Source organism: Solwaraspora sp. WMMD406, from assembly GCF_029626025.1.
Classification (GTDB): Bacteria; Actinomycetota; Actinomycetes; order Mycobacteriales; family Micromonosporaceae; genus Micromonospora_E.
In genome coordinates this window covers 6,504,835-6,528,142 of record NZ_JARUBF010000001.1, presented here as the reverse complement: position 1 = coordinate 6,528,142, position 23,308 = coordinate 6,504,835, and the positions used below count along the sequence as shown (strand labels likewise).

Here is a 23,308-nt window from a genome sequence, read left to right as displayed (position 1 = left end):
GAGCCTAGAGCGCCGGTTCGGAGCGGACCGGTCGGGCACCGTACCGGGCGGCCGTCGGGCGACCGCTGAATGTTCTTCGATTATCCGTGTAATCCTGGACTCGGAGCGATGTCGCCGTACGGGTTGGCACCCTCGCGCTGAGGCAAGGACAGGGAGGCAATCGTGACCGACGGCGGGAACTGGCGCCAGGCCGGCGGGAGCCCCACACCGGGACAGCCCGTACCAGTGGCGGCCCCGAACCGCCCCTGGGCCCCACCGGGCGGCCCGCCGTACCCGTCGCCCTGGTGGTCGGACGCCCTGCGCGACCCGTGGCGGGATCCGTACGCGCCGGCGGCGGTGGTGGTCGACGTCCCCACGGCCGGACCGGCCTCTGGTGTCGCGCCCGAACCGGTGAGCGATCCGGACCAGGCACCTCGGCGGGGCCTCACGCCCGTACTACTGGTGTCGGTCATCACCGCCCTGCTGGCCGGCAGTCTAGGCGGCGCGCTCGGCTTCGCCTTCGCCGTACGCGGTGGGGGAGTCGGCACCACGCTGGGTGCGGCACCCGGCGGCCCGCCGGGTCCGGTCCAACGCCCCGCCGACTCTTTCGCCGGGGTCGCCGCCCGGGTGTTGCCCAGCGTGGTGACGGTCCAGGTGAGCAGCTCGGGAGGGCAGAGCGTCGGTTCGGGGTTCGTGGCCACCGCCGATGGTTACGTGATCACCAACGATCACGTGGTGGGTGTGGGTGCCACGCGGGCCACGGTGTTGTTCAGCGACGGGACCACCGCCGAGGCCACTGTCGTCGGCCAGGAGCCGGAGTCGGACATCGCGGTGCTCAAGGTCAACCAGACCGGGCTCACACCGGTCGAGTTCGGCGATTCCGACGCGATCGCGGTCGGTGATCCCGTCCTCGCCTTCGGATCACCGCTCGCCCTGACCAACACGGTCACCTCGGGTATCGTCAGCGCGCTCGACCGGACCATTCAGGCTGGCGAGCCGGGCGGTCAGGTGCGCTACTATGCGGCCATCCAGACCGATGCCGCCGTCAACCAGGGTAATTCGGGAGGCCCGCTGGTCGACGGCGCGGGGCGGGTGGTGGGCGTCAACTCGGTGATCAAGTCGCTCGCCGCCGACGAGGAGACCGCCGGCAACATCGGGCTGGCCTTCGCGATTCCGATCAACCATGCCAAACGCCTCACCCAGGAGATCATCGACACCGGGTCGGCCCGGCGGACGATCTTCGGTGCGCAGGTGACCGATGTCGCCCGGACCCCCGGCGCCGGGGTACGCCTTTCCGCGGTGGACGGCGACGGTCCGGCCGCCGCGGCCGGCCTGCGGGCCGGCGACGTCGTGTTGCGGATCGACGGCCGACCGTTGGACCAGGCGACCGACCTGATCGCGCTGGTACGCAAGTACGCCCCGGGTTCGGTGGTGACGGTGGAGTACCGCCGGGGCAACGAGACCCGCTCCGCCTCGGTGACGTTGGCCGCCGACGCCAAGTAAGTACCATCCGGTCGGCCCTCCCGATGGGCCCGCGACGTGCGTACTCTTGCCTTCGACGGCAGCGCAGGGAGGCTTGGAGCATGTTCGACAACCTCAACTGGTGGGAGATCGGTCTGATCCTGCTGCTCGCCCTGCTCATCTTTGGCGACCGGCTACCGCAGGTGATCTCGGACGGTTTGCGGATGGTGCGCAACCTGCGCAACATGGCCCGTAGCGCCACCAGCGACCTCAGCCGGGAACTCGGCACCGACATCCAGCTCGAAGACCTGCACCCCAAGGCGTTCATCCGCAAGCATCTGCTCAGCGAGGACGAGGAGGAGGCGCTGCGCAAGCCACTCCAAGGGGTCTACGACGATCTGCGCAAGGACGTCGGCGGCGTCCGGGAGGAACTGCGCGACGTGGCGGCAGCCGCCGATCTGCGTTCTTCCAGCGCCTCGGTGCCGGCGGTCGCGCCGCAGCCGACCCCGGCGAAGAGCTCGCCGGCGGGCGTCGGTGCGACGGGTGCGACCGGCGCGGCCAAGCCGGACGCGGTCGACATCGACGCGACCTGAGGCGATCCGAGTCGGTCCGTCTGCCAGGTCCGGCCTCGGCGCGGTGCCGCCTTCGGCGCGGTGCGACCCCGGCCCGAGATCAGCAGCCGGGCGAGATCAGCAGCCGGGCGAGATCAGCGGCCGGGCGAGATCAGCAGTCGGGCGAGATCAGCGGCCGGGCGAGATCAGCGGCCGGCGGGCCGTAGGCCGAGTGGCTTGCCGAGTAGCGACTCACGGCGTACGGCAAGCCGGTCGGCCACCGCGCCGAGCGCCTTCGCCGCTGGCGCCGCCGGCTCAGCGAGCACGATCGGCTGTCCGCTGTCGCCGGTCTCCCGTACCCGGGTGTCCAACGGAATCTGTCCGAGTAGCGGTACCTGTGCACCGATCGTCCGGGTGAGCGACTCGGCGACGGTCGCCCCGCCGCCGGTGCCGAAGATTTCCATCCGTTCCCCGGTCGGCAGCTCCAGCCAGGACATGTTCTCCACCACACCGACCAGCCGCTGGTGGGTCTGCAACGCGATGGCCCCGGCCCGCTCCGCGACCTCCGCCGCCGCCGCCTGCGGAGTGGTCACCACCAGGATCTCGGCGTTGGGGAGCAGCTGGGCCAGCGAGATCGCCACGTCGCCGGTGCCCGGCGGCAGGTCGAGCAGGAGCACGTCCAGGTCGCCCCAGTAGACGTCGGCGAGGAACTGTTGCAACGCCCGGTGCAGCATCGGACCACGCCACACCACCGCAGCGTTGCCGGCGGTGAACATGCCGATCGAGATGACCTTCACGCCGTGCGCCTGCGGCGGCATGATCATCTCCTCGACCCGGGTCGGACGGGCGTCCACACCGAGCATCCGGGGCACCGAGTGGCCGTAGATGTCCGCGTCGATCACCCCGACCGCGAGTCCCCGCGCCGCCAGCGCGGCGGCCAGGTTGACCGTCACGCTCGACTTGCCCACGCCGCCCTTGCCGCTGGCCACCGCGTACACCCGGGTCCGCGAGCCGGGCTGGGCGAACGGGATCACCGGCTCGGCGCCGGCGTTGCCGCCCCGCAGTTGGGACTGCAGGGACTGGCGTTGCTGCTGGCTCATCACGCCGAACTCGATCTCGACACCGGTGACTCCGGCGACGGCGGTGACCGCAGCGGTGATGTCGGTACGCAACTTGTCCTTGAGCGGACAACCCGCCACCGTCAACAGCAGCTCCACCCGTACCCGGCCGTCCGGGTCGACCGTAGCGGCGCGCACCATGCCGAGTTCGGTGATGGGGCGGCGGATCTCCGGATCGTCGACCGTCGCCAGGGCTGCGGTGACGGCTTCACTGACGGTACTGGTAGGCGCGGACATGACCGCCATGCTACGTCGCGCTCGCCGACGGTCGCCGCTCCCCGTCACCGGCCTTCGCCTGTTTACCGGACCGGCGTTCCAACTTGTGTCGGCGGTGCGCCTGTTCGTCGAGCTCCTCGGCCAACCTGCTCAGCTCCGAACGGAGGAAGTCGCGGGTGGCGACCTCGCCCACCGCGACCCGCAACGAGGCGATCTCCCGGGCCAGGTACTCGGTGTCCGCCTTCTGCATCGCGGCCCGACGCCGATCCTCGTCCAACGACACCCGGTCCCGGTCTGCCTGACGGTTCTGCGCCAGCAGGATCAGCGGCGCGGCGTACGACGCCTGCACCGAGAGCATCAGCGTGAGGAAGGTGAACGTGTACGGGTCGAACCGTAGATGGGCCGGAGCGAGGGTGTTCCAGGCGATCCAGCCGAGCACCACCACGGTCATGTAGACCAGGAAGCGGGCGGTCCCCATGAACCGGGCGATCGCCTCGGCCCACCGGCCGAACGCCTCGGCGTCGTAGCGGGGCAGTGAGATGCGGCTGGTCTCGCGCGGTTGGTCGAGTCGGCCGGTACGGCGCTGGTCAGCCATCGGCGTTCCGGTCTCCGTCGCCGGTGATGTTCCCGTTGCTTGTCATGTTCCCGTTGCTTGTCATGTTCCCGTTCCCTGCGGATCTGCCGTTGCCGAGGGCGCTGTCCCGATCCCGCCAGTCCGGAGGCAGCGACTGGTCCAACACGTCGTCCACCGTCACCGCCCCCACCAGCCGGTACGCCGCGTCGACCACCGGCATCGCCACCAGGTCGTAGGTTGCCATCCGGCGGGTGATTTCCAGCAGGGGTGTCTCGGGCTGCAGCGGATCGACGCCGTTGTCCAACACGCCGCCGAGCAGCTGCGCCGGCGGCTCGCGGAGCAGCCGCTGGAAGTGCACCACCCCGAGGTACTTCCCGGTGGGTGTCGCCATCGGCGCACGGGCCACGTAGACCTGGGCGGCGACCGCCGGTGGCAACTGCGGTTGCCGGATCCGGGCCAGCGCCTCGGCCACGGTGGCGTCCGGGGTGAGGATCACCGGCTCCGAGGTCATCACGCTGCCGGCCGTACCCGCCTGGTACTGCAGGAGTTGACGGACCGAGTCCGCCTCGTCGGGCTGCATCAGGTCGAGCAGCACGTCCTGTTCCGGCGGCGGCAACTCGGCCAGCAGGTCGGCGGCGTCGTCCGGATCCATCTCCTCCAACACGTCGGCGGCGCGTTCCCGGTCGAGCGCGGTGAGGATCGCCACCTGATCGCTCTCGGGGAGCTCCTCCAACACGTCGGCGAGACGCTCGTCCTCCAGCGCTGCGGCGATCTCGTGCCGGCGGCTGTCCGGCAGATCCTGCAACGCGTTGGCGAGGTCCGCCGCCCGCATCTGATCGAGTACGGCGAGCAGCCCGGCGGTGCCCTGCGTGTCCGGCAGGACGATCAGATCCCGGACCCGGTGCCAGTCGAGCTGATGCACCTGACCGCGTCGGGTCAGCCGCCCGGTGATCTCCCGTACTGCCACCCGCGACAACGACCACTCGCCGTTGCGGTTGGCTTCCATCGCGACGTCGACCACGGTGCCGGGTCGATCGCCCGGATCGACCCGGACCCGGCGATCCAGCAGGTCTTCGAGGACCAGTAGTTCGTTGGGCCGTTTCTCGAAACGTCGCAGGTTGAGGGTGCCGGTACTCAGCAGCACCGACTCCGGATCGATCGCGGTCACCCGGCCCATGGGTAGGAAGATCCGCCGGCGCATCGGCATCTCCGCGACCAGTCCAACCACCTGGGGCGGGCGGTTGGTCGTACGCAGCCGTACCACCGCGTCGCGAATCCGCCCGACCTGGTCGCCGTTGGGGTCGAAGACGGCGAGCCCGGCGAGCCGGGCGATGTACACCCTGGTCGCCGTCGTCACCAGTTCAGCCTACGGCCCGTAGGGTTCGAGGCATGACCAGCCTCGGTTACGAGATCGTCGACGTCTTCACCGATCGGCCCTTCGCCGGCAACCCGCTCGCCGTGGTCTTCGGCGCGGAGCACCTCGCCAGCGACCAGTTGCAGGCGATCGCGCGCGAGTTCAACCTCTCCGAGACCGTGTTCCTCCTCCCGCCGCGCGACGTGACCGCCGACTACCGGGTGAGGATCTTCACACCGTTGCAGGAGCTGCCGTTCGCCGGTCACCCGAGTATCGGAGCCGCCGTGACCGCCGCCCGTCGCGGGCTGCTGACCGGCGACGAGGTGGTGCAGGAGTGCGGCGCCGGGTTGCTGCCGGTCCGGCTCACCGAGCCGGGGTACGCGATCCTCGCCGGCGGTCAACCGACGCTCGGTGATCCGGTCGACCCGACCGGACTGCTCGCCGCGACCGGCCTGACGGCGGCGGACCACACCGGTCCTGCGCCCCGCGTCGCCGGCTGCGGGCTGGAGTTCCACTACCTCGCCGTACGGCCGGCGGCGGTGTCGCGCGCGGTGCTCGACTGGTCGGCGGCGCAGCGGGCCGGCATCGAGCAGATTAGTGTCTTCTCCTGGGAGCCGGACGGCCCGGTGGCGCAGGCCCGCGTCTTCTGCCCGGGTGCCGGGGTGGGCGAGGATCCGGCCACCGGGTCGGCCGCGCTCGGACTCGGGGTGTGGGCGGTGGCGGGTGGCCTACTGCCGGCGAACGGTCAGTCCCGGTACGTGGTCCGCCAGGGCTCCGAACTTCGTCGGCCGTCGACGTTGGACTGTACGGTGACCGCGTTGGGTGGCCGGGCCCGGACGGCCACCGTCGGCGGCCACGTGGTCCAGATTGCGGCCGGGCAGATCGCGGTACCGCCCTTCGTCGGCTGACCTGTCGACTCGGCTGACCTGTCGACTCGGCTGGTCCCTCGGCTCGTCGCGCCGGAGCCCGGATCAGCGGCGGCGCACCCGATGCAGCCGGAACGGCCGTCGGACCGGTCGGATGGCCGTCGTGGGTCTCGGCGGTGCGACTAGTGAGCCATCCGGCAGGTCTGGTCCGGCGGCGATCGGTGGGCCGGCGGGGCTCAACCGGTACAGCACGCATTCGGTGGCCCATCGGGCGACCAGGTCTGCCGCTGCGCTGGTCGCGTTGAGTCGCTTGCCGGCCACCTGCGTGGCGATCGGTTCCCAGTCGGGGCTGTTCGGATCGACCTGGACCACGGTCGCCGGCCAGGTCACGATCTGGCCGCCGTGGTCGCCCCGGAAGGTGACCGTCGTCGGGACGCCGGGGGCCAGGCCGGCTGCCGGTTGTTCTCCTGGTCCGGTGACGAGATGAAGCGCGCCGTCGACGGGTACGCACCACATCACCCGGGCGGGTGCCCGGTCGACCGACACCCACGCCACCGCTGCCTTTTTCATCGCCTCGTCGATCAGCGGCGTCGGCGAGGCGGGCGTCGAGGAGACCGGCATCGGGGAGGCAGGCGTCGGCGAGGCAGGCGTCGAGGAGTCATCGGCCACGTTGCCATCCTGCCTGATCGCGGACCGGCCGGTCACCGGACTCGCGCCGCGACGGCCGACCCGACCCGACGCGGCGACCCCGGCCGAGGCGCACCGCCGTCCGACCCGTACCGCCGGTCTGTAAGGATCGTTTCCCGTGCCCTCCGCTGACCAGCACGTCCCGAGACCGCCCGGCCATTCGGGCCGGGCCGAACTGCTCGCCAGCGGCGCGGCGGCCGTGGCGGTGCTGGCCGTCGCCACCTCCGCACCGTTGATCGCGTACGCCGCCGCACCGGCACTGGCGATCGCCTGCTGGCGAAACCTGCTGGCCACCGGTGCGGTCGCTCCGTTCGTACTGGTCCGACGCCGCACCGAGCTACGGACACTGGCCCGGCCCGAGGGACGACGGCGGGCCCTCTGGTGCGTGCTCGCCGGGCTCGCGCTGGCCGCGCACTTCGGCACCTGGATGCCGAGCGCCCAGCTCACCTCGGTGGCGACCGCCACCGCACTGGTCGCCACCCAGCCGGTCTGGCAGGGCTTCATCGCTCTCGGCCAGGGACGGCGGTTGCCGGCGCTCACCTGGATCGGCATCGCCGTGGCGGTGCTCGGGGCGGCGCTGGCGACCGGCGCGGACGTCGGCTTCGACGCCCGTGCCGTGGCCGGCGACCTGTTGGCGCTGGCCGGTGCGGTCTTCGCGGCGGCCTACACGGCGCTGGGCGAGCAGGCCCGACGAACGATCAGCACCACCACCTACACGACCATCTGCTACGGCGTGTGTGCGCTGGTCCTGCTCGTCGTCTGCCTGGCGAGCCGTACTCCGCTCACCGGGTTCACCAGCTCGACCTGGCTGGCCGTGATCGGTCTGGTGGTCGGAGCACAACTGCTCGGGCACTCGATGTTCAGTTACGCGTTGCACAAGATCCCGGCGACGACCGTCAGCGTGTTGATTCTGCTGGAGGTGCCGGGTGCCGCGCTGATCGCGTGGTGGTGGCTCGGCCAGGTACCCAGGATGGCGGCACTGCCCGGACTCGGTTTGTTGCTGCTCGGCGTCGCCATCGTGGTGCTCGGCGGCACCCGGACCCGCACCCCGTCGATCCCGCCTGAGGCCGGCCCGCCTGAGGCCGGCCTCATCCGGACGGTCAGTAAGCGCTGGCGGTGGTTCCGACGACCATGAAGAAGAACGCGAAGTAGGCGATCATGACCAGCACCGACAGCACGGCAAGGCCGACCGCGCACCAGCCGATGATCACCCCGGCCTGGGCCAGGCCGTCGCCCTGCTCACCGGAGCCACTGATTTCCAGCCGGGCCCGCCGACCGAGGTAAATCGAGACGGCACCGAGCAGCGGACAGCTGAACAGACTCACCAGGGCCACGATGAACGAGGCGAGCGCCATGCTGTTCGTGTGCCGAGACGGTGGGTATCCGCCGTAACCCGCCGGTGGATAGCCGGCCGGCGGGTATCCGGCCGGCGGCTGGCCCGCGCCGGCCCCGGACGGCAGAGACCCACCATCACCGGCGGTCGATCCCGATGCCGCCCACGTCGACGGCGAGGCGTCCTTGTCGGCGTCTGGATCTGTCACGTGACCTGCTCCTGTCCGTACGAGGCGTGCTCAGCTCTGGCTGACGCTGATGGCGATGGCGATGGCGATGACGACGGTCCCGGCGAGCCCGATCCCGAACGCGATCCAGCCGGTGATCATGCCGGCGAGAGCCAATCCCTCGCCCTGTTCCGGACGACCCTGCGCGGCGCGGTCCCGGATCTGCCGGCGGGCCGAGTGCCCGAGCAGGGCTCCGACGATGCCGATCAAGCCGGGCGCCAGATAGCCACAGAGCGCGAGGATGCCGATGATGCCCATCACCATGGCCGCGATCGCCCGACCGTTCATCGGCATGGGCGGCGGCATCGGGTAGCCGTACCCGCCGGGATGGCCTGGGTAGGGGGGCGGGTAACCAGGGCCGGGCTGACCCGGATAGGCGGGCGGGTAACCGGGGTACGCCTCCGGTGCGCCGGACTGCGAGTAGCCAGGATCCGGGTAGCCGTAGCCGTAGCCGGGCTGGCCGCTGACCGGTCCGGCCGGGTCGGGCTGACCGGAGGCGGGCTGACCTGGCCAGGACGGATCGCTCCAATTGCCAGGCGGTGGGGGGTTGCTCATGGGCGCTCTCTCCGTCGGAGCGGCGGGTTGCGCGATCAGGGTAGTCGCTCGCTGCCAGGAGCCGCCGGCCCGAGTAGGGCTCGACCGGCTGGGACCGGCTGGGACCCCCCGATCGGCCGGGACGGGCGTTCGATCGGCTGCGGCGGGGGGTCACCACGGCCGCCGGTGCATGGCCCGAGGGCGACGGTTGGCCGATCAACGGTGTGTCATTGCCCGCAGCGCGGACAAGGGGCAGGATCAGGACATGGCTTATGTCGTACGCGCCACTGACCGGTCCGGTGTCGGTGCCGCGCCGGATCCCACCGTCGACGGTTCGTCGGGTGGCGTACCGAGCGGATCGATCGCCCTGGACGGCGCTGCGCCGGGTGCGGCGGACCCGCCCGGGATGTCGGCCGGGCCGGTGACGGACCCGGTGACGCTGCGTCTCGACGGCCGGGTGGCGCTGGTCACCGGGGCCGGCAGCTCAGACGGCATCGGTTACGCCACCGCACGCCGGCTGGGTGAACTCGGGGCGCGGGTGGCGATCGTGTCGACCACCCGCCGGATTCACGACCGGGCCACCGAACTGGGCGCGACCGGGTTCGTGGCCGATCTGACCGACGAGGCAGAGGTGGCCGCGTTGGCTGACGCGATCAGCGAGCAGCTCGGCGACGTACAGGTGCTGGTCAACAACGCCGGCCTCGCCAGCCGGGCGAGTCCGGAGGTGCTCCGCCCGGTCGCGCAGCTCAGCTTCGACGAGTGGCGTGCGGAGATCGACCGTAACCTCACCACCGCCTTCCTGTGCAGCCGGGCCTTCATCGGCGGGATGGCGGAGCGGGGCTGGGGTCGGATCGTCAACCTCGCCGCTACCGCCGGCCCGGTCAACGCCTTGCCGACGGAGGCGGCCTATGCCGCGGCGAAGGCCGGTGTGGTGGGTCTGACCCGGGCGTTGGCCATGGAAATGGTCGCCGACGGGGTGACGGTCAACGCGGTCGCTCCCGGCACGATCTACACCGCCGCGTCGACGGTCACCGAGCTCAAACAAGGCATGGGTACGCCGATCGGCCGACCCGGCACACCGGACGAAGTGGCGGCGGCGATCTCGTTTTTCTGCTCGCCTGCGGCGTCCTACATCACCGGGCAGATGCTGGTGGTGGACGGCGGCAACAGCGTCCGGGAGGCCCAGTACCGGTGACGGCCGACCATTGACTGGTCGGTCGGTCGTCCGCGTCGCGGGTGCTGGCTGGCTTCGGGGATCGCCGACCGGACCCGTGCGGGTCCGGGCGACGGGCGGTCCTCAGTACGTCGTGGTGCTCGCGCCCGCACCCCAGACGGCGATGGCGATGCCACCGCAGCAGGCCAGCAGTCCGAGCGCGGTGAAGATGTAGCTGAGGATCATCCCCCACTGGGCCAGTGCCGCACCGTCCTCGCCGGTCTGCTGGATCTGACGTTTGGCGAGGTGGCCGAGGACGATGCCGGCGGGCGCGAAGACGAACGCGAAGACCAGCGACAGGATCGCCATGACGTTCGTGCCCCGGGCGGGCGAGCCGGGATAGGGCTGCTGTGGCTGACTCATACTTGGCCTCCGTCGGGTGATCGACCCGATCAGGTTACGCGCTGAGTCCGCCGAGGGCGCGCTCGACGGCGATGCAGTGGTCCTCGACGTAGTCGAGGCCGGCGGCGGTCGCGATCTCACGGGCTTCGGTGGAGGCGATGCCGCTCTGCAACCACACCGCCGGGGTGCCGATGGCGACTGCGGCTCGGACCACCTCGATCGCTTCCGGGACCGGCCGGAACACGTTGACCAGGTCCACCGCCTCGGGCAGGTCGGCCAGGCTGGGGTAGGAGCGCGTGCCGAAGATCATGTCGACGTACGGGTTGACCGGGATCACCCGCCATCCGTGGCTGATCAGTTGCGCCGGTACGGCGTGTGCCGGCTTGGCCGGGTCACGAGACGCGCCGACCACCGCGATCGTCCGTGCCTCGGACAGGATCTGCTGTGGAGTCCTCACCCGTCGAGAGTAGTCCGGTGTTCCGGGCTTTCGTGGACCGGCGGCCGTCAGAGCAGGGCGAGTTGCTCGGTGGCGGGGGCCGACGAACGGCCGTCCGTCCGGTCGGCCCGCCGGGCCGTCGCCTCGGTGGGGCGCCGCCCGGCACCGTCGCCGCTGGGCTGGCGGGTGTCGCCACTGTCGCCGGGCTGGCGGGTGTCGCCGTCGCCGCCGGTGGGGATGCCGTGCCGTCGGGCGGCGCGCCGGACCCGCGCGACGACCTCGCGCTGGTATGCCTGGGGTAGGTAGGCTCCCGCGCCGAACAAGGCCCGGTATCTCGGTACGAGCTCCGGGAAGGTCCGGTCCAGCCAGGCGGCGTACCACTGCCGCGCGCCGGTCCGCAGGTGCAGTGGCAACGGTGTCACGCTGGCCGCGCCGGCCCGTGCGATGGCGGCGACGGTCTCGTCGATCGCCTCCTCGCCGTCGGTCAACCCGGGCAGGATCGGCGCCATGAGTACGCCGACGGCGAAGCCGGCGTCGGTGAGGACGCGGACCGCGTCCAGGCGGCGGGCCGGGCTCGGGGCACCGGACTCGACCGCCCGCCACAGTGGTTCGTCGACGAATCCCACGGACATCGCGAGACTGACCCGGGTCACCTCGGCGGCCTGCCGTAGCGGTGTTAGGTCACGCAGGATCAAGGTGCCTTTGGTCAGGATCGAGAACGGGTTGGCGGCGTCGCGCAGGGCTTGGATGATCTCCGGCATCAGCCGGTAGCGACCCTCCGCCCGCTGGTAGCAGTCGACGTTGGTGCCCATCGCGATCGGGTTGCCGGCCCAGCCGGGTGCGGCCAGTTCGCGGCGGAGCAGGGCGGCGGCGTTGACCTTCACCACGACCTTGGTGTCGAAGTCGCGCCCCGGGTCGAGGTCGAGGTAGGTGTGGGTGTTGCGGGCGAAGCAGTACGAGCAGGCGTGACCGCAACCGCGGTACGGATTGATCGTCCACTCGAACGGCACTCGGGACGAGCCGCGCACCTGGTTGATGATCGACTTGGCGTGGATCTCGTAGAAGGTCATCCCGGCGAAGCCGGGGGTGTCGAAGGTGCGGGTCACAGCATGGGGCAGCGCCAGCGGCAGGGGTGGAGCCGCTGGCGCTGCCCGGCCAGGGACGCCCTGGTCGTGGGGAGCCGCCAGAGTGTCCCAACGCATGGGTCTTATTCGAACACATGTTCTAGTCGTTGGCAAGGTGTGGCGCGCGGTCGGGTCGCGCGATCGTCATCTTCCGGACGGGACGGGGCCGGCGCTGTCCCGGCGGACGAGTTCGGCGCCGACCTCTTCGACGAGCGCCGCTCGTCGCGGGGAGGCGGGCTGCAACGCCATGGTCATCGCCCTGGCGCCCATCTCGGCCAACGGCAACCGTACGGTGGTCAGGGCGGGTGTCACGTCCCGGGCGACCGGCATGTCGTCGAAGCCGACCACGCTGACCTGGTCCGGCACGGCGATGCCCCGGGACCGCAGCAGGGCGAGCACCCCGATCGCCATCGAGTCGTTGAGCGCGGCGATCGCGGTCAGGCCGGGTTCGGCGTCGAGGAGGTTCGCGGCGGCGGCGGCTCCGCTGGACCTGTCGAAATCGCCGTATGCCACCCGGCGGGCCGGCAACTTCTGGCCGTGTTCCCGGGCTGCCCGGCGTAGTCCGGTCAACCGGTCGGTGGTGGTGGTGAGCAGCTTCGGGCCGGCCACCACGCCGATGTCGGTGTGTCCGAGCGAGTACAACTCGGCCCCGAGCAGGTAGCCGCCCATCTCGTTGTCCGGCACCACGGCGTCGCCGGCGTGTTCGTGTCGGCCGATCACCGCCACCCGACCACCGGTGCGTTCGTAGACCCGGAGCTTGCTTTCCAGCAGGACGGTGAACGCGTCGTCGTGGTAGCCGGATCCGGCGAGCACGATCGCCGCCACCTGGTGGGCGCGGAGCAGTTCGACGTACTGCAGTTCCTTGTCCGGATCCCGGTAGCTGTTGCAGATGATGACCAGGCGGCCGTTTTCGGTGGCCACCCTTTGCAGGCCCCGGGTGATCTCGGCGAAGTACGGGTCGGAGACGTCGTGCACGATCACCCCGATCGCGCTGCGGTGGGCGCGGGCCAGCGACTGGGCGTGTGCGTTCGGCACGTACTGCAGTTCCTCGACGGCGGCGAGGACCCGTTCCCGGAGCGCCTCGGTGACCGGTTTGCTGCTGCCGTTGATGATCCGGGACGCGGTGGCCGGGGACACGCCGGCCCGTTTCGCGACGTCCGCCAGAGTGGCCACGTTCCCGCTCCTTCCCCGGCGGGATCTGGTGCCGGAGGCCTGCCAGGGCCGGAACCCGTGCGACGTCGCGCGTGGTGTCCGGATGCTTGCGGTGAGGATACCGTGGCGGCCGGCCAACCGGTGGAAAGCCCTTGCCGACGATTGGCGATAGCCAGTACCGTAGCCGGGAAAGCGCTTACCTGGCCGAATCCGCCGGACGGCGCGGAACGTGCGAGAGCACCAGCACCCAAGGAGGCGAGGCATGTCCCGCACCACGATCGGGATCGTCCTCAACGGCGTCACCGGCCGGATGGGCTACCGGCAACACCTGGTCCGGTCTCTGCTCGCCATCCGTGACCAAGGTGGACTCGCGCTGCGGGACGGCACCCGGCTCTGGCCGGAGCTGGTACTCGTCGGGAGAAACGAGAACAAGCTGCGCGAGGTCGCGCAGCGGCACGGACTCACCGAGTGGACCACCGACCTTGCCGCGGCGCTCGCCCGCCCCGACGTACGGATCTATTTCGACGCGCAAGTCACCGCCCAGCGGGAGAAGGCGCTGCGGCTGGCGATCGACGCGGGGAAGCACATCTACACCGAGAAGCCCACCGCCGAGGACCTGGCCGGAGCGGTCGACCTGGCCCGGCTGGCCGACGCCGCCGGAATCAAGCACGGCGTCGTTCAGGACAAACTCTTCCTGCCCGGGCTGCGCAAGCTGGACCGGCTGGTCAAGGGGGGTTTCTTCGGTCGGATTCTCTCGGTGCGTGGCGAGTTCGGCTACTGGGTCTTCGAAGGTGACTGGCAGGGCGCCCAGCGGCCCTCCTGGAACTACCGGGCGGCCGACGGCGGGGGGATCACCGTCGACATGTTCCCGCACTGGCACTACGTACTGGAACAGATCTTCGGCCGGGTCGCGTCCGTCACCGCGCACGTGGCCACCCACATAGACCGCCGCTGGGACGAGGCGGGTCAGCCCTACGACGCCACCGCCGACGACGCCGCGTACGGCATCTTCGAGATCGACCGTCCCGGACCGGGCGGCGGCCGGATCGTGGCGCAGATCAACTCGTCCTGGGCGGTCCGGGTCTACCGCGACGAACTGGTCGAGTTCCAGGTCGACGGCACCGAAGGCAGCGCGGTCGCCGGGTTGCGCGAGTGCCGCGTCCAACACCGGTCCACCACGCCCAAGCCGGTGTGGAACCCCGACCTTCCGGCGACCGAGCTGTTCCGCGACCAGTGGCAGCCGGTGCCGGACAACGAGGAGTTCGACAACGGGTTCAAGGCCCAGTGGGAGCTGTTCCTGCGGCACGTCGTCGAGGACGCACCGTACAGTTGGGACCTTTGGGCTGGTGCTCGCGGCGTGCAACTGGCCGAACTCGGCCTGCGGTCGGCGCGCGAGGGCCGGCGGATCGACATTCCGGAGCTGACCGGTGAGTGACCCGTTCGCCGGGATCGACCTGGCGACCGGGCGGGCGTCGCCGGCACCGCCCCGGTTCGCGCTCAACGCCGCCACCACCAAGCGGTGGCCGATGGCGGAGCTGGTCGAGGGATGCCTGGCGGCCGGGGTGACCGGACTCGGGCTCTGGCGGGAGGAGACCACGGCGCACGGCGTGGCGAAGACCGCCGATCTCGTCCGTGGTGCCGGCTTGTCGGTGACGTCGCTGTGCCGAGGTGGCTTCTTCTCCGCGCCGGACTGGTACGACGACAACCGGCGCGCCATCGACGAAGCGGCCGAACTGGGCGCTCCGGTGCTGGTACTGGTCTCCGGTGGTCTGCCGGTCGGGCCGACGGGTCTGCCGACCAGATCGAGCGGCCGCGACGTGGACGCCGCCCGGTCGTGGGTCGGCGAGGCGATCGGGCGTCTGGTGCCCCACGCGCTTGAGGTCGGGGTCACCCTGGCCATCGAGCCGCTGCACCCGATGTTCTGCGCGGATCGTTGCGTGGTCGCGACCCTCGGCCAGGCCTTGGACCTGGCCGATCCGTATCCGCCTGCGGCGGTCGGCGTGGTGATCGACACCTATCACGTGTGGTGGGACGACCAGGTGTGGACTCAGATCGGGCGGGCCGGCGCGAGCGGCCGGATCGCGTGCTTCCAGCTCGCCGACTGGATCACGCCCTTGCCCGAGGGTGTCCTGCTGGGCCGGGGGCTCCCGGGTTCGGGCTGTGTCGAGTTGGACCGGTTCGCGGTGGCGGTGGACGCCGCCGGGTACACCGGCCCGATCGAGGTCGAGGTGTTCCACGAGGCGGTCTGGTCGCGTCCCGGCCCGGATGTACTGGCCGCCACGATCGCCGGCTACCGGGCCTCGGTCGGAGAGCGGTAGGGATACCAGCGACGGGCGACGAGTCGGCGGTACGAGTCGGCGGTACGAGTCGGCGGTACGAGTCGGCGGCGTGACGCGAGCGTCCGTCGCCAGGGTCGGTCCGCATGGATCGGGGGTCGGTCCACATCGATCGGGCCGGCGGGTTCACCCGCCGGCCCGGATGCGGGTCTCGGTGCGACCTAGTGGTTGTGGCTGGCGAGCTGCTGGCGGACGTCGTCCATGTTCAGCGCTCGTACCTGCTCGATCAGGGACTCCAACGCGGACTCCGGGAGAGCGCCCGGCTGTGCGAAGACCACGACACCGTCGCGGATCGCCATGATGGTCGGGATCGACCTGATGTCGAACTTGGCGGCCAGCTCCTGCTGTGCCTCGGTGTCCACCTTGCCGAAGACGATGTCCGTGTGCTTGCCGGAGGAGCGTTCGTAGACCGGAGCGAAGCGAACGCACGGCCCGCACCAGCTCGCCCAGAAGTCCACCAGCACGATGCCGTCGCCGGTGGTCGTCTCGTCGAAGTTCTGCGCGGTTAGCTCAACGGTTGCCATCGATGTCTCCGATCGCCAGATTCGGGTCCGTGATTCGGGTACCTGCTGGGGAAACGGTTCGGCGCGCTCCTGCATTCCCGTCTGGCGTTCGCGAAAACCCACGTTGTGCCTGCTGCGTGCCTGCTGCGGACAGTGATGGGAGCGTTTCCAGTCGATTTGCGGGGTGGGCTCGGCCTGCCCTGCTCGGTGCCCAGGTGAAAAGGGCAAACACGTGCCGTCATCGAATGCCCGAGCGATCGGCGTCGTCACGTAGAGTAAAGTCACAAAAGGATAACTGTGACTTCCGTCTCGGTCTCTGGTCTTCCTGTCACCATGGTCGGTCCGGCAGAATTCTCTGCATCAGAGCGTGGACGGCGGGTGCCGGGGAGGGCCCCGCCGTTCATTGCGTCCAGGCTCGGAAACGCCCTTTCGTCGGGTCCGTCCGGCTCCGGACTTCGTCTTCAGTGCGCGCCTTGTCGGGATCGCGCCTTGGCGGGATCCGGTCCCCGCACCCGGTCGACACCGGGCCGACCCGTTGGCCGTACTGTCTGCAGAGCGTGGACGACCAGCGCAGCGCACCCCACCCGCCGGGACGACCGGAAGGTCCGGGCGTACCGGCGGTCGACCCTGTCGGGGTGGGGTCGTGGGCCGGCGACTGGCCCATCGACCCGCGGTACGACCCCGATCTGTTGGCGGACGGGGACCGTCGCAATGTCGTCGACCGCTACCGCTACTGGCGGCGAGAGGCGATCGTCGCCGATCTCGACCAGCGCCGGCACGACTTCCACGTCGCCATCGAGAACTGGCAGCACGACCTCAACATCGGCACCGTGGTACGCAACGCCAACGCCTTCCTCGCCGCTGAGGTGCACATCGTGGGACGGCGGCGCTGGAACCGTCGTGGCGCTATGGTCACCGATCGCTACCAGCACGTTCGGCACCATGACACGATTGATCAATTGCTGGACTGGGCGGCTGCCGCCGGGCTGCCGGTGATCGGAATCGACAACCTCGCCGGCTCCCGGCCGCTGGAGAGCGTCGAGTTGCCCCGCCGGTGCGTCCTGCTGTTCGGGCAGGAAGGCCCCGGGCTGTCCGACGTCGCCCGTACCGGCTGTGACCTGCTGTTCTCGATCGCGCAGTACGGCTCCACCCGGTCGATCAACGCTGGCGTCGCGAGCGGTATCGCGATGCACGCGTGGATCCGGACGCACGCCGGTCCACCTCCCGACGCGGTGCGCGCGGAGCGCCCGTAGCTAATTTAGACCGAAAAAGCCGGTTCGCTTGACGGCTCGGCCGTGGCCGAGCACCGTAGGTGAGGTGGGCGTGATGGTGAGTTGTCCCCGGTGTGGTGGTCCGGTGCGGGCACCCGACCTGATGCACACCGAGTCGCGGTGCGACGACTGCGGCCCGGTGTCACCGCTGCACGTCCCCGAACACATCGGACCCGACATCGTGACCAGCGTGGTGACCCGGATCGGCGCGACCACCGATGCCGTACCGGTGCCGCTGTGGGCGATCTGGCCGCCGCTGCCGGGTTGGACGGTGACCGGGGTCGGCTGGGTCGGCGAGGAGCGCGGGGCGGTCCGCGCGACGGTGACCGCGTTCAGCGGTCCCGCGCCGGTCAGCGGCGGTCCGGCGGATCTGGTGCTGGTCGCCGAGGAACCCGGGATCGGGTTGGGTACCCGCTTCGCGGGCTTGCCCGGCCCGGACCCGGGTGACGTACTGGCCGGGGTCCTCACCGGCGAGAGATTCGCCGGTGCCGGTCCGCATGCCAAGGTACGGGCCGGTGGCCACCCGACTCCTCTGTGGTCGGTCGGGTCCGATCCGGACCGCAGCGCGTACGCGGGCGAGGCACGTGGACTGTGGTTGTGCGCCGTGGCGTGGCCGGCCAGCGCCGGATACCTGTTGGCGGAGGACCTGGTGTTGCGGGACCTGGCCGAGGAGGCACCGACCGCTCTGGTGTACGGTGCACCATCGCCGTACCTGCACGGGAAAGCGTGAACACCTTTTCCCACGATCAACTACACCACTGCGGGACGAAGGACTGATATTCTAGTATCGCCGGGACGAGGGTCGCGGCGCGCCACACGGAGGGGGATGGCCCGCAATGGTCAAGAAGGTCCTCACCTGGGGCGGAATCGCGTTCTTGATTTTCTTCGTCGCGTTCCGGCCCGACTCGGCGGCCGACGTCTTCAAGTCGGTTGGCGGCGGCATCGTCGACATCGCGCAAGGCTTCGGCGACTTCTTCACCAGCCTCGTCGCTTAGCCGCCCATGGGCAACCCCTCTGAGCCCTTCGACGCTGACGACGAAGCTGCACGTCGGCGCCGCCAGCGTGACACCGAACCGATTCCGCAGATTCGCCCAGAGGACGGCCCACACTTCGGTGACGGGCCGTCCTACTCCGACGGTCCCGCGTACTCCGACGGGCCGTCCTACTCGCGAGGCGCCGGTTACGCCGGTGATCCTGGCGGCGGCACCCGCCGGGTGCGCGAAGAGCCGATCATCAGCTACTCGCCGCCGGACATCTCGGCCGACGAGATCGCTGGACTGCAGGCCGACGCCTCCGGCATGCCGGTGCAACCGCGCCGGGTTCTCCCGCTGGAAGACGAGCCGACCCCGCTGGTGGCGCGCTACCTCTTCCCGACCGAACGCTACCGGGGCGAGTGGAAGCGACACTGGATCCATCTGATTACCCCGCTGCTGGTCGGCGTGGTCGCCACGTTCGTCCTGGGCTACCTGTCCGGGTTCCTGGCCGGTCAGGACGTCGGCGGTCTGACCACGGTGGCCGTGCTGATCTGGCTCGGGGTGCTCGGTTGGGTCGGCTGGAAGATCGCGGACTGGTGGTTCGACCGCTTCATCCTGACCAACAAACGGGTGATGGTGGTCAACGGCATCATCACCCGTAACGTCGCGATGATGCCGCTGCTGCGGGTCACCGACATGAAATACGAACAGTCTCCGCTTGGTCGCTTCCTCAACTACGGGACGTTCATCCTGGAGTCCGCCGGTCAGGAACAGGCGCTGCGCGAGGTCAAGAACCTGCCCAACCCCAACGAGCTCTACCTGCGGGTCGTCGAGGAGATGTACGAGCCGCAGGCTGTCGAGGCACGGCTGAGCAAGGAAGAAGCCGCGGCCAAAGACGACGGGGGATGAGACCGCCCCGACCGGAGACGACCGCACCAGCCGGGGACGATCACCGCAGCCGGATCCGTCCGATGTCGGATGCTGTACACCACACCACGCGTGCCGCGAGCGGGCTCCTGCCGGTGGACCGCCCGGCGTACGGTATCCACAGGTGACGGGGGAGGCCGCTGGTGACGCCCAAAAGGTCGGTGGAGGACGATTTCCGCGACTTCGTCGCGTCCCGCTCCGGAGCGTTGCTCCGCACCGCGTACCTGCTCGCTGGGGACTGGGCGACCGCAGAGGACCTTCTGCAGACCGCGCTGACCAAGACGTACCTGGCGTGGAAACGGCTCGGTGAGATCGAAGCGGTGGAGCCGTACGCCCGCCGGGTGCTCGTGAACACCGCGACCAGCTGGTGGCGTCGCCGCTGGCACGGCGAACGCCCGACCGAGAACCTGCCGGAGCAGGCCGGTCCCGACATGATCCAGGAACAGCTCGACCGCGACGTCCTCTGGCGCCACGTCAAGGCCCTGCCTGCTCGACAGCGGGCGGTCCTGGTGCTGCGCTTCTACGAGGATCTGTCCGAAGCGCAGACCGCCGCGCTGCTGAACATCTCGCCGGGAACGGTGAAGAGCCAGACCTCGCGGGCTCTCACGACGCTACGCAAGAAGCTGACCGCCGAGGGTGGCGAGGTTCGTCGGCGGGTCGCCGAATCGGCCGGGGCGTCGGCGTCCGGCGCGGCCCGGCGTACCATCCCCGCCGCCCGGCTCCGCCGCGACGCCGGGACGGGTGCCTCGGCCACCACCACGGGGCCCCTGCCGAGCACCCGTACCAGGTCGGGAGCAGTCAGGCCGGTAGCAGTCAGGCCGGATGTCCCGATCAGACCGAGCCCCGCGACACCTGCCACCTCGCCTGCCGGGCCGGCCATGGCGGCACCGGCCATGGCGGCGACGACCACCGCACCGGACGGCGGTACGACCCCGGTCCCGAACGCGAGACCAGCGACCATGGACGGTCGCGCCGACGCACCGCCGGCGGCCCTGCCCGCCGGATGCGTCCTGCCGCTCCCCGTCTACGCGGGCACCAGTTCGGAGCAGCCGTGACGCCTGTCTCGCGGCCGACCCGCGACAACCATCCTGCCCTGCGGCGGCGTCCACCTGTCGTGGCCACCGACGACCTCGAACGAGCCCTGCGGGACTGTCTCGTCGACCAGACGGTCCGCGCACCGAGCCTTGTCGATCCAGCGGAGCGGGCCATCCGCCGCGCTCGACGGGTCCGCCGCAACCGGATCGGTGCCGCCACGTTGGCCGGTGTCTGCCTGGCGGGATCGACGAGCGCACTGGCGGCCGGGCTGGCGCCAGCGGCCACTCCCGCTCCCGCGCTCCTCGCCGAAGCACCGGTGCTGATGGTCACGCCCAGCGGCGCCACCACCACCGGACCAGCCGCCCAAGCGGCTCCGCTGCCATTGAGCGACGACCTGCGCCGGCAACCCTTGGCGGCGGCGCAGGTACCGCCGGTCGACGTCGTACTGGCCGACGGACTGCACACCAGCGACGGCCGGCGGATCGACCTCGGGCCGATCGCCGCGGTCTCCCAAGCCAGCCGGATCCCGGACGGATGGCTGCTCGTCGAGGAACAGCCGTCCGGCGAGACCGGCGTCTGGTTCGTCACCGCCACGGCCGCCCCCAGGGTCGTCCTCCCGGGCGTCGACGGAGTCGTGTTCGACCCGGCCGGCACCCGGATCGCCTGGCGGACCGGAGCCGAAGTCGCCGTCGCCAGGCTCGTCGACGGCGAACTCGCCGACCTGGAACACACCGCTGTCTCCCCGGAAACCCGACCGGTCGGCTTCGCCGGGGACGCGGTGCTGATGGCCCGCGCGGACGGCGAAGACAACCCCGCCGGGTACGACGTCTGGTGGCCGGGACGCGGCCAGTTCCAGCCGACCTGGAACGAGACGGCAACCGCCGTCTACGGCTCCCTACCGGACGGACAGAGCATCGTCGCCCAGATCAACGACGTCGCGGGACGATCCTGCCTGGCCCTGCTCGACGTCCGACGTGAACTGGCCGCCTCGAAGACGGTCTGCGCCCTGCCGTTGACCAGCGACGGCCGTGGCGCGGTGTCCCATGACGGCCGGTGGCTGATGGCCAATGGCACGGCCGACACCCGGTCCACGACCGAAACCGAACTCGCCATGCTGGTCGACCTCGGCGAGGTGTTCGATCAGGAGCCGGCGGCGATTCGTGAGGCGGGTCCGCGGCTGACCGGAACCGCGGTCTGGGCCGACGCGGAGACGGTGGTGCACGTGGCCGACGACGAGCAACTGGTCCGGATCAACGTCGACCGGATCAGCACCGGGCAGGACGGCGCGGTCGAGCGGTACGAGCTCCCGACCGATATGTTCGACCTGTCCGATGCTCATCCGGTTCTGGTGGACGGCGCCCTGACGGACTTCCGATGACATCCGCCGCCGACAACGACGGTGCCGGACAGATCGATCTCCACACCCACTCGACCGCCAGTGACGGCACGTCGACGCCGCAGGCCCTGGTCCGAGCCGCCGCCGAGACCGGCCTGCGGGTCGTGGCGATCACCGACCACGACACCACCGGCGGTTGGGCCGACGCGGCCCGGGCCCGGCCGGCCGGGCTCACCCTGATCCGGGGCGCCGAGATCTCCTGCCGCTGGTACGGCATCGAACCATCGATCCCGTTGCACCTGCTCGGCTACCTGTTCGACCCGGAAGACCCGCCGCTGGTGGCGGAACTGGCCAGGGTCCGGGCCGCACGCGTCGTACGCGGCGAGCGGATCGTCGACCTGCTGCGCGCCGATGGCGTAGACATCAGCTGGGACGAGGTCCTCGGCTACGCGGCCGGCGGCACCGTCGGCCGGCCGCACATCGCCCAGGCACTGATCCGGGCCGGCCTGGTCGGCAGCACGACCGAGGCGTTCGCCCCGCACTGGCTGGGCGAACGCTACCGGCTGCCCAAGGACGACATCGACGTCTTCACCGCCGTCCGGCTGGTCCGAGACGCCGGCGGCGTCCCGGTGTTCGCGCATCCACGAGCCACCCGGCGCGGCCGGACCGTACCCGACTCGCTGATCGTCGAGCTGGCCGCGGCCGGACTCGCCGGCCTCGAAGCCGACCACCCGGATCACTCGCCGGACGAGCGTGCGCACGTGCGGCGGCTGGCAGCCGAGCTCGATCTGCTGGTGACCGGATCGTCCGACTTCCACGGCACGCACAAGACCGTCCGGCTGGGCGCGTACACCACCGGTCCGCAGATGTACGAGCGAATCGTCGACGCGGCGTACGGCGTACCCCCGCTCTGATCCTGGTCGCCGCGTCCAACCCGGCGGCGGCGCGCGATCGTCCCCGCCCCGGAACCGGTCATCCGCCGGCCGCTAGGTTGACCAGGTGAACGTCACGCTGTTCGGCGAGGTCTTCGTGACCCTGCTGGTGATCACCGACCCGCCCGGGATGGTGCCGATCTTCCTCGCGTTGACTGGTGCGCTGCCGGTGCGCGACCGCCGCCGCGCCGCCTGGCAGGCGGTGGCGCTCGCGCTCGGCGTGATCGTGGTGTTCGCGGTCGCCGGCCGGACGCTGCTGGCCTACCTGCACGTCGAGTTGCCCGCCCTGCAGGCGGCGGGCGGGCTGCTGCTGATCCTGGTGGCGCTGGAACTGCTCACCGGCAAGGCCGACGACCCGAGCCGACAGTCCACGTCGAACATCGCGTTGGTGCCGTTGGGCACCCCGCTGCTGGCCGGGCCCGGCGCGATCGTGGCGACCATGCTGTTCGTGCAGCGTGCGGCGGACCCACCCGACTATCTGGCGATCGCGCTCGGCATCGTCGCGGTCATGGTGGTCGTCTGGCTGACATTGCAGTTCTCCGGCGTCATCGTCAAGGTACTGCGCCCGGGCGGAATCGAAGTCCTGACCAGGATCGCCGGCCTGCTGCTCGCCGCGATCGCGGTGCAGCTCATCGCCGACGCGATCGCCGCGTTCGTCCGGTCCTATCTGGCGGCCGGGTGATCGCGTCGTCGGGTGCCGTCCGCGACGATGTCCGACCGGGATGGCAGGATCGGTTCGTGCCAAGCCTTCCCTCCCCAGGCGATCCGGCATCGTGGCGGCCGGCCGGCGCCGCCCGGGCCGCCGCCCGGCCCGCTGCCGCTACTGGA

Annotated in this window: 25 protein-coding genes and 1 pseudogene; 15 read left to right on the top strand and 11 right to left on the bottom strand. The window is 70.7% G+C overall.

Features of this window, described 5'->3' with window-relative positions; genetic code table 11:
* Positions 1 to 162: 162 nt before the first annotated feature.
* Both O7632_RS29185 and O7632_RS29180 read left to right on the top strand, forming a co-directional pair.
* Positions 163 to 1,482 (top strand): trypsin-like peptidase domain-containing protein, encoded by a 1,320-nt coding sequence (locus tag O7632_RS29185; RefSeq protein ID WP_278118975.1) that lies wholly within the window; start codon positions 163 to 165, stop codon positions 1,480 to 1,482.
* An 80-nt stretch (positions 1,483 to 1,562) separates the two neighbouring features.
* Positions 1,563 to 2,033: a preprotein translocase subunit TatB gene (locus tag O7632_RS29180; protein WP_278118974.1), complete on the top strand. Its 471-nt coding sequence runs from the start codon at positions 1,563 to 1,565 to the stop codon at positions 2,031 to 2,033.
* Positions 2,034 to 2,197: 164 nt separating this feature from the next.
* Here O7632_RS29180 and O7632_RS29175 read toward each other — a convergent pair whose 3' ends face one another.
* The 3 genes from O7632_RS29175 to O7632_RS29165 are packed head-to-tail and all read right to left on the bottom strand — an operon-like array spanning position 2,198 to position 5,256.
* Positions 2,198 to 3,346, bottom strand: a complete 1,149-nt coding sequence (locus tag O7632_RS29175; RefSeq protein WP_278118973.1) for a P-loop NTPase — start codon at positions 3,344 to 3,346, stop codon at positions 2,198 to 2,200.
* Positions 3,347 to 3,356: 10 nt separating this feature from the next.
* Positions 3,357 to 3,920: a DUF1003 domain-containing protein gene (locus O7632_RS29170; RefSeq protein ID WP_278118971.1), complete on the bottom strand. Its 564-nt coding sequence runs from the start codon at positions 3,918 to 3,920 to the stop codon at positions 3,357 to 3,359.
* Positions 3,913 to 5,256 carry a CBS domain-containing protein gene (locus O7632_RS29165; RefSeq protein ID WP_278118970.1) on the bottom strand — a complete coding sequence of 448 codons (1,344 nt, stop codon included), beginning with the start codon at positions 5,254 to 5,256 and terminating at the stop codon, positions 3,913 to 3,915. Before O7632_RS29165 ends, O7632_RS29170 begins: the two co-directional genes overlap by 8 nt.
* 32 nt (positions 5,257 to 5,288) lie before the next feature.
* Between O7632_RS29165 and O7632_RS29160 the strand changes: the two genes are divergently transcribed.
* Positions 5,289 to 6,161, top strand: a complete 873-nt coding sequence (locus O7632_RS29160) for a PhzF family phenazine biosynthesis protein (protein WP_278118968.1) — start codon at positions 5,289 to 5,291, stop codon at positions 6,159 to 6,161.
* Between the two features lie 63 nt (positions 6,162 to 6,224).
* Here O7632_RS29160 and O7632_RS29155 read toward each other — a convergent pair whose 3' ends face one another.
* Entirely contained in the window at positions 6,225 to 6,740 is a 516-nt protein-coding gene (locus O7632_RS29155) for a hypothetical protein (RefSeq protein ID WP_278120500.1), read from the bottom strand.
* Between the two features lie 241 nt (positions 6,741 to 6,981).
* Between O7632_RS29155 and O7632_RS29150 the strand changes: the two genes are divergently transcribed.
* Positions 6,982 to 7,941 carry a DMT family transporter gene (locus O7632_RS29150; RefSeq protein ID WP_278120499.1) on the top strand — a complete coding sequence of 320 codons (960 nt, stop codon included), beginning with the start codon at positions 6,982 to 6,984 and terminating at the stop codon, positions 7,939 to 7,941.
* Here the strand turns inward: O7632_RS29150 and O7632_RS29145 are convergent.
* On the bottom strand, positions 7,907 to 8,347 hold the full coding sequence (locus O7632_RS29145; protein ID WP_278118966.1) for a DUF4190 domain-containing protein: 441 nt from the start codon (positions 8,345 to 8,347) through the stop codon (positions 7,907 to 7,909). The two genes, O7632_RS29150 and O7632_RS29145, sit on opposite strands and share 35 nt — an antisense overlap.
* Before the next feature lie 30 nt (positions 8,348 to 8,377).
* Positions 8,378 to 8,920: a DUF4190 domain-containing protein gene (locus O7632_RS29140; RefSeq protein ID WP_278118965.1), complete on the bottom strand. Its 543-nt coding sequence runs from the start codon at positions 8,918 to 8,920 to the stop codon at positions 8,378 to 8,380.
* A 385-nt stretch (positions 8,921 to 9,305) separates the two neighbouring features.
* On the opposite strand from O7632_RS29140, the gene O7632_RS29135 reads away from it, so the two are divergent.
* Positions 9,306 to 10,094, top strand: coding sequence for an SDR family NAD(P)-dependent oxidoreductase (locus O7632_RS29135; RefSeq protein WP_278120497.1), 789 nt, complete (start codon positions 9,306 to 9,308; stop codon positions 10,092 to 10,094).
* Between the two features lie 102 nt (positions 10,095 to 10,196).
* Here the strand turns inward: O7632_RS29135 and O7632_RS29130 are convergent.
* From O7632_RS29130 to O7632_RS29115, 4 genes and pseudogenes are all read right to left on the bottom strand, one after another.
* Positions 10,197 to 10,436 (bottom strand): annotated as a pseudogene (locus O7632_RS29130) (DUF4190 domain-containing protein); the annotation flags it as partial.
* 73 nt (positions 10,437 to 10,509) lie between these two features.
* The gene (locus O7632_RS29125; protein WP_278118964.1) at positions 10,510 to 10,911 is read right to left on the bottom strand and encodes a CoA-binding protein; all 402 of its coding nucleotides are present in this window, start codon (positions 10,909 to 10,911) and stop codon (positions 10,510 to 10,512) included.
* 47 nt (positions 10,912 to 10,958) lie between these two features.
* Positions 10,959 to 12,092: an Rv2578c family radical SAM protein gene (locus tag O7632_RS29120; protein ID WP_278118962.1), complete on the bottom strand. Its 1,134-nt coding sequence runs from the start codon at positions 12,090 to 12,092 to the stop codon at positions 10,959 to 10,961.
* Between the two features lie 66 nt (positions 12,093 to 12,158).
* Positions 12,159 to 13,187 carry a LacI family DNA-binding transcriptional regulator gene (locus O7632_RS29115; RefSeq protein WP_278118960.1) on the bottom strand — a complete coding sequence of 343 codons (1,029 nt, stop codon included), beginning with the start codon at positions 13,185 to 13,187 and terminating at the stop codon, positions 12,159 to 12,161.
* A gap of 241 nt (positions 13,188 to 13,428) precedes the next feature.
* Between O7632_RS29115 and O7632_RS29110 the strand changes: the two genes are divergently transcribed.
* Together O7632_RS29110 and O7632_RS29105 are read left to right on the top strand one after the other, a co-directional pair.
* Complete coding sequence (locus tag O7632_RS29110; protein ID WP_278118958.1) at positions 13,429 to 14,601, top strand: Gfo/Idh/MocA family oxidoreductase; 1,173 nt, start codon at positions 13,429 to 13,431, stop codon at positions 14,599 to 14,601.
* Positions 14,594 to 15,484 (top strand): sugar phosphate isomerase/epimerase family protein, encoded by an 891-nt coding sequence (locus tag O7632_RS29105; RefSeq protein WP_347403611.1) that lies wholly within the window; start codon positions 14,594 to 14,596, stop codon positions 15,482 to 15,484. The genes O7632_RS29110 and O7632_RS29105 overlap by 8 nt, the downstream gene beginning before the upstream one ends.
* Positions 15,485 to 15,663: 179 nt before the next feature.
* On the opposite strand, the gene trxA is transcribed toward O7632_RS29105, so the two are convergent.
* Complete coding sequence (gene trxA / locus O7632_RS29100) at positions 15,664 to 16,026, bottom strand: thioredoxin (protein WP_278118957.1); 363 nt, start codon at positions 16,024 to 16,026, stop codon at positions 15,664 to 15,666.
* Positions 16,027 to 16,640: 614 nt separating this feature from the next.
* On the opposite strand from trxA, the gene O7632_RS29095 reads away from it, so the two are divergent.
* The 8 genes from O7632_RS29095 (at position 16,641) to O7632_RS29060 (ending at position 23,162) form a co-directional block, all read left to right on the top strand.
* Positions 16,641 to 17,258 carry an RNA methyltransferase gene (locus tag O7632_RS29095; RefSeq protein ID WP_278120494.1) on the top strand — a complete coding sequence of 206 codons (618 nt, stop codon included), beginning with the start codon at positions 16,641 to 16,643 and terminating at the stop codon, positions 17,256 to 17,258.
* Positions 17,259 to 17,331: 73 nt separating this feature from the next.
* The gene (locus tag O7632_RS29090; RefSeq protein ID WP_347403610.1) at positions 17,332 to 18,006 is read left to right on the top strand and encodes a TFIIB-type zinc ribbon-containing protein; all 675 of its coding nucleotides are present in this window, start codon (positions 17,332 to 17,334) and stop codon (positions 18,004 to 18,006) included.
* A gap of 106 nt (positions 18,007 to 18,112) precedes the next feature.
* Complete coding sequence (locus tag O7632_RS29085) at positions 18,113 to 18,271, top strand: hypothetical protein (RefSeq protein WP_199757972.1); 159 nt, start codon at positions 18,113 to 18,115, stop codon at positions 18,269 to 18,271.
* Between the two features lie 6 nt (positions 18,272 to 18,277).
* Positions 18,278 to 19,159, top strand: a complete 882-nt coding sequence (locus tag O7632_RS29080) for a PH domain-containing protein (RefSeq protein WP_278118953.1) — start codon at positions 18,278 to 18,280, stop codon at positions 19,157 to 19,159.
* A 161-nt stretch (positions 19,160 to 19,320) separates the two neighbouring features.
* Positions 19,321 to 20,232, top strand: a complete 912-nt coding sequence (locus O7632_RS29075) for a SigE family RNA polymerase sigma factor (protein WP_278118952.1) — start codon at positions 19,321 to 19,323, stop codon at positions 20,230 to 20,232.
* The gene (locus O7632_RS29070) at positions 20,229 to 21,590 is read left to right on the top strand and encodes a hypothetical protein (RefSeq protein WP_278118950.1); all 1,362 of its coding nucleotides are present in this window, start codon (positions 20,229 to 20,231) and stop codon (positions 21,588 to 21,590) included. The genes O7632_RS29075 and O7632_RS29070 overlap by 4 nt, the downstream gene beginning before the upstream one ends.
* The gene (locus tag O7632_RS29065) at positions 21,587 to 22,462 is read left to right on the top strand and encodes a PHP domain-containing protein (protein ID WP_278118948.1); all 876 of its coding nucleotides are present in this window, start codon (positions 21,587 to 21,589) and stop codon (positions 22,460 to 22,462) included. The genes O7632_RS29070 and O7632_RS29065 overlap by 4 nt, the downstream gene beginning before the upstream one ends.
* 85 nt (positions 22,463 to 22,547) lie before the next feature.
* The gene (locus O7632_RS29060; RefSeq protein ID WP_278118947.1) at positions 22,548 to 23,162 is read left to right on the top strand and encodes a MarC family protein; all 615 of its coding nucleotides are present in this window, start codon (positions 22,548 to 22,550) and stop codon (positions 23,160 to 23,162) included.
* Positions 23,163 to 23,308: the final 146 nt, after the last annotated feature.

What these genes read in the sequence shown, in the direction of transcription:
- O7632_RS29180 (WP_278118974.1), top strand. Translation starts at nt 1,563, where the DNA reads ATGTTCGACAACCTCAACTGGTGGGAGATCGGTCTGATCCTGCTGCTC.
- O7632_RS29175 (WP_278118973.1), bottom strand. Translation starts at nt 3,346, where the DNA reads ATGTCCGCGCCTACCAGTACCGTCAGTGAAGCCGTCACCGCAGCCCTG.
- O7632_RS29170 (WP_278118971.1), bottom strand. Translation starts at nt 3,920, where the DNA reads ATGGCTGACCAGCGCCGTACCGGCCGACTCGACCAACCGCGCGAGACC.
- O7632_RS29160 (WP_278118968.1), top strand. Translation starts at nt 5,289, where the DNA reads ATGACCAGCCTCGGTTACGAGATCGTCGACGTCTTCACCGATCGGCCC.
- O7632_RS29155 (WP_278120500.1), bottom strand. Translation starts at nt 6,740, where the DNA reads ATGCCGGTCTCCTCGACGCCCGCCTCGCCGACGCCGCTGATCGACGAG.
- O7632_RS29140 (WP_278118965.1), bottom strand. Translation starts at nt 8,920, where the DNA reads ATGAGCAACCCCCCACCGCCTGGCAATTGGAGCGATCCGTCCTGGCCA.
- O7632_RS29135 (WP_278120497.1), top strand. Translation starts at nt 9,306, where the DNA reads ATGTCGGCCGGGCCGGTGACGGACCCGGTGACGCTGCGTCTCGACGGC.
- O7632_RS29120 (WP_278118962.1), bottom strand. Translation starts at nt 12,092, where the DNA reads ATGCGTTGGGACACTCTGGCGGCTCCCCACGACCAGGGCGTCCCTGGC.
- O7632_RS29110 (WP_278118958.1), top strand. Translation starts at nt 13,429, where the DNA reads ATGTCCCGCACCACGATCGGGATCGTCCTCAACGGCGTCACCGGCCGG.
- trxA (WP_278118957.1), bottom strand. Translation starts at nt 16,026, where the DNA reads ATGGCAACCGTTGAGCTAACCGCGCAGAACTTCGACGAGACGACCACC.
- O7632_RS29090 (WP_347403610.1), top strand. Translation starts at nt 17,332, where the DNA reads ATGGTGAGTTGTCCCCGGTGTGGTGGTCCGGTGCGGGCACCCGACCTG.
- O7632_RS29085 (WP_199757972.1), top strand. Translation starts at nt 18,113, where the DNA reads ATGGTCAAGAAGGTCCTCACCTGGGGCGGAATCGCGTTCTTGATTTTC.
- O7632_RS29080 (WP_278118953.1), top strand. Translation starts at nt 18,278, where the DNA reads ATGGGCAACCCCTCTGAGCCCTTCGACGCTGACGACGAAGCTGCACGT.
- O7632_RS29065 (WP_278118948.1), top strand. Translation starts at nt 21,587, where the DNA reads ATGACATCCGCCGCCGACAACGACGGTGCCGGACAGATCGATCTCCAC.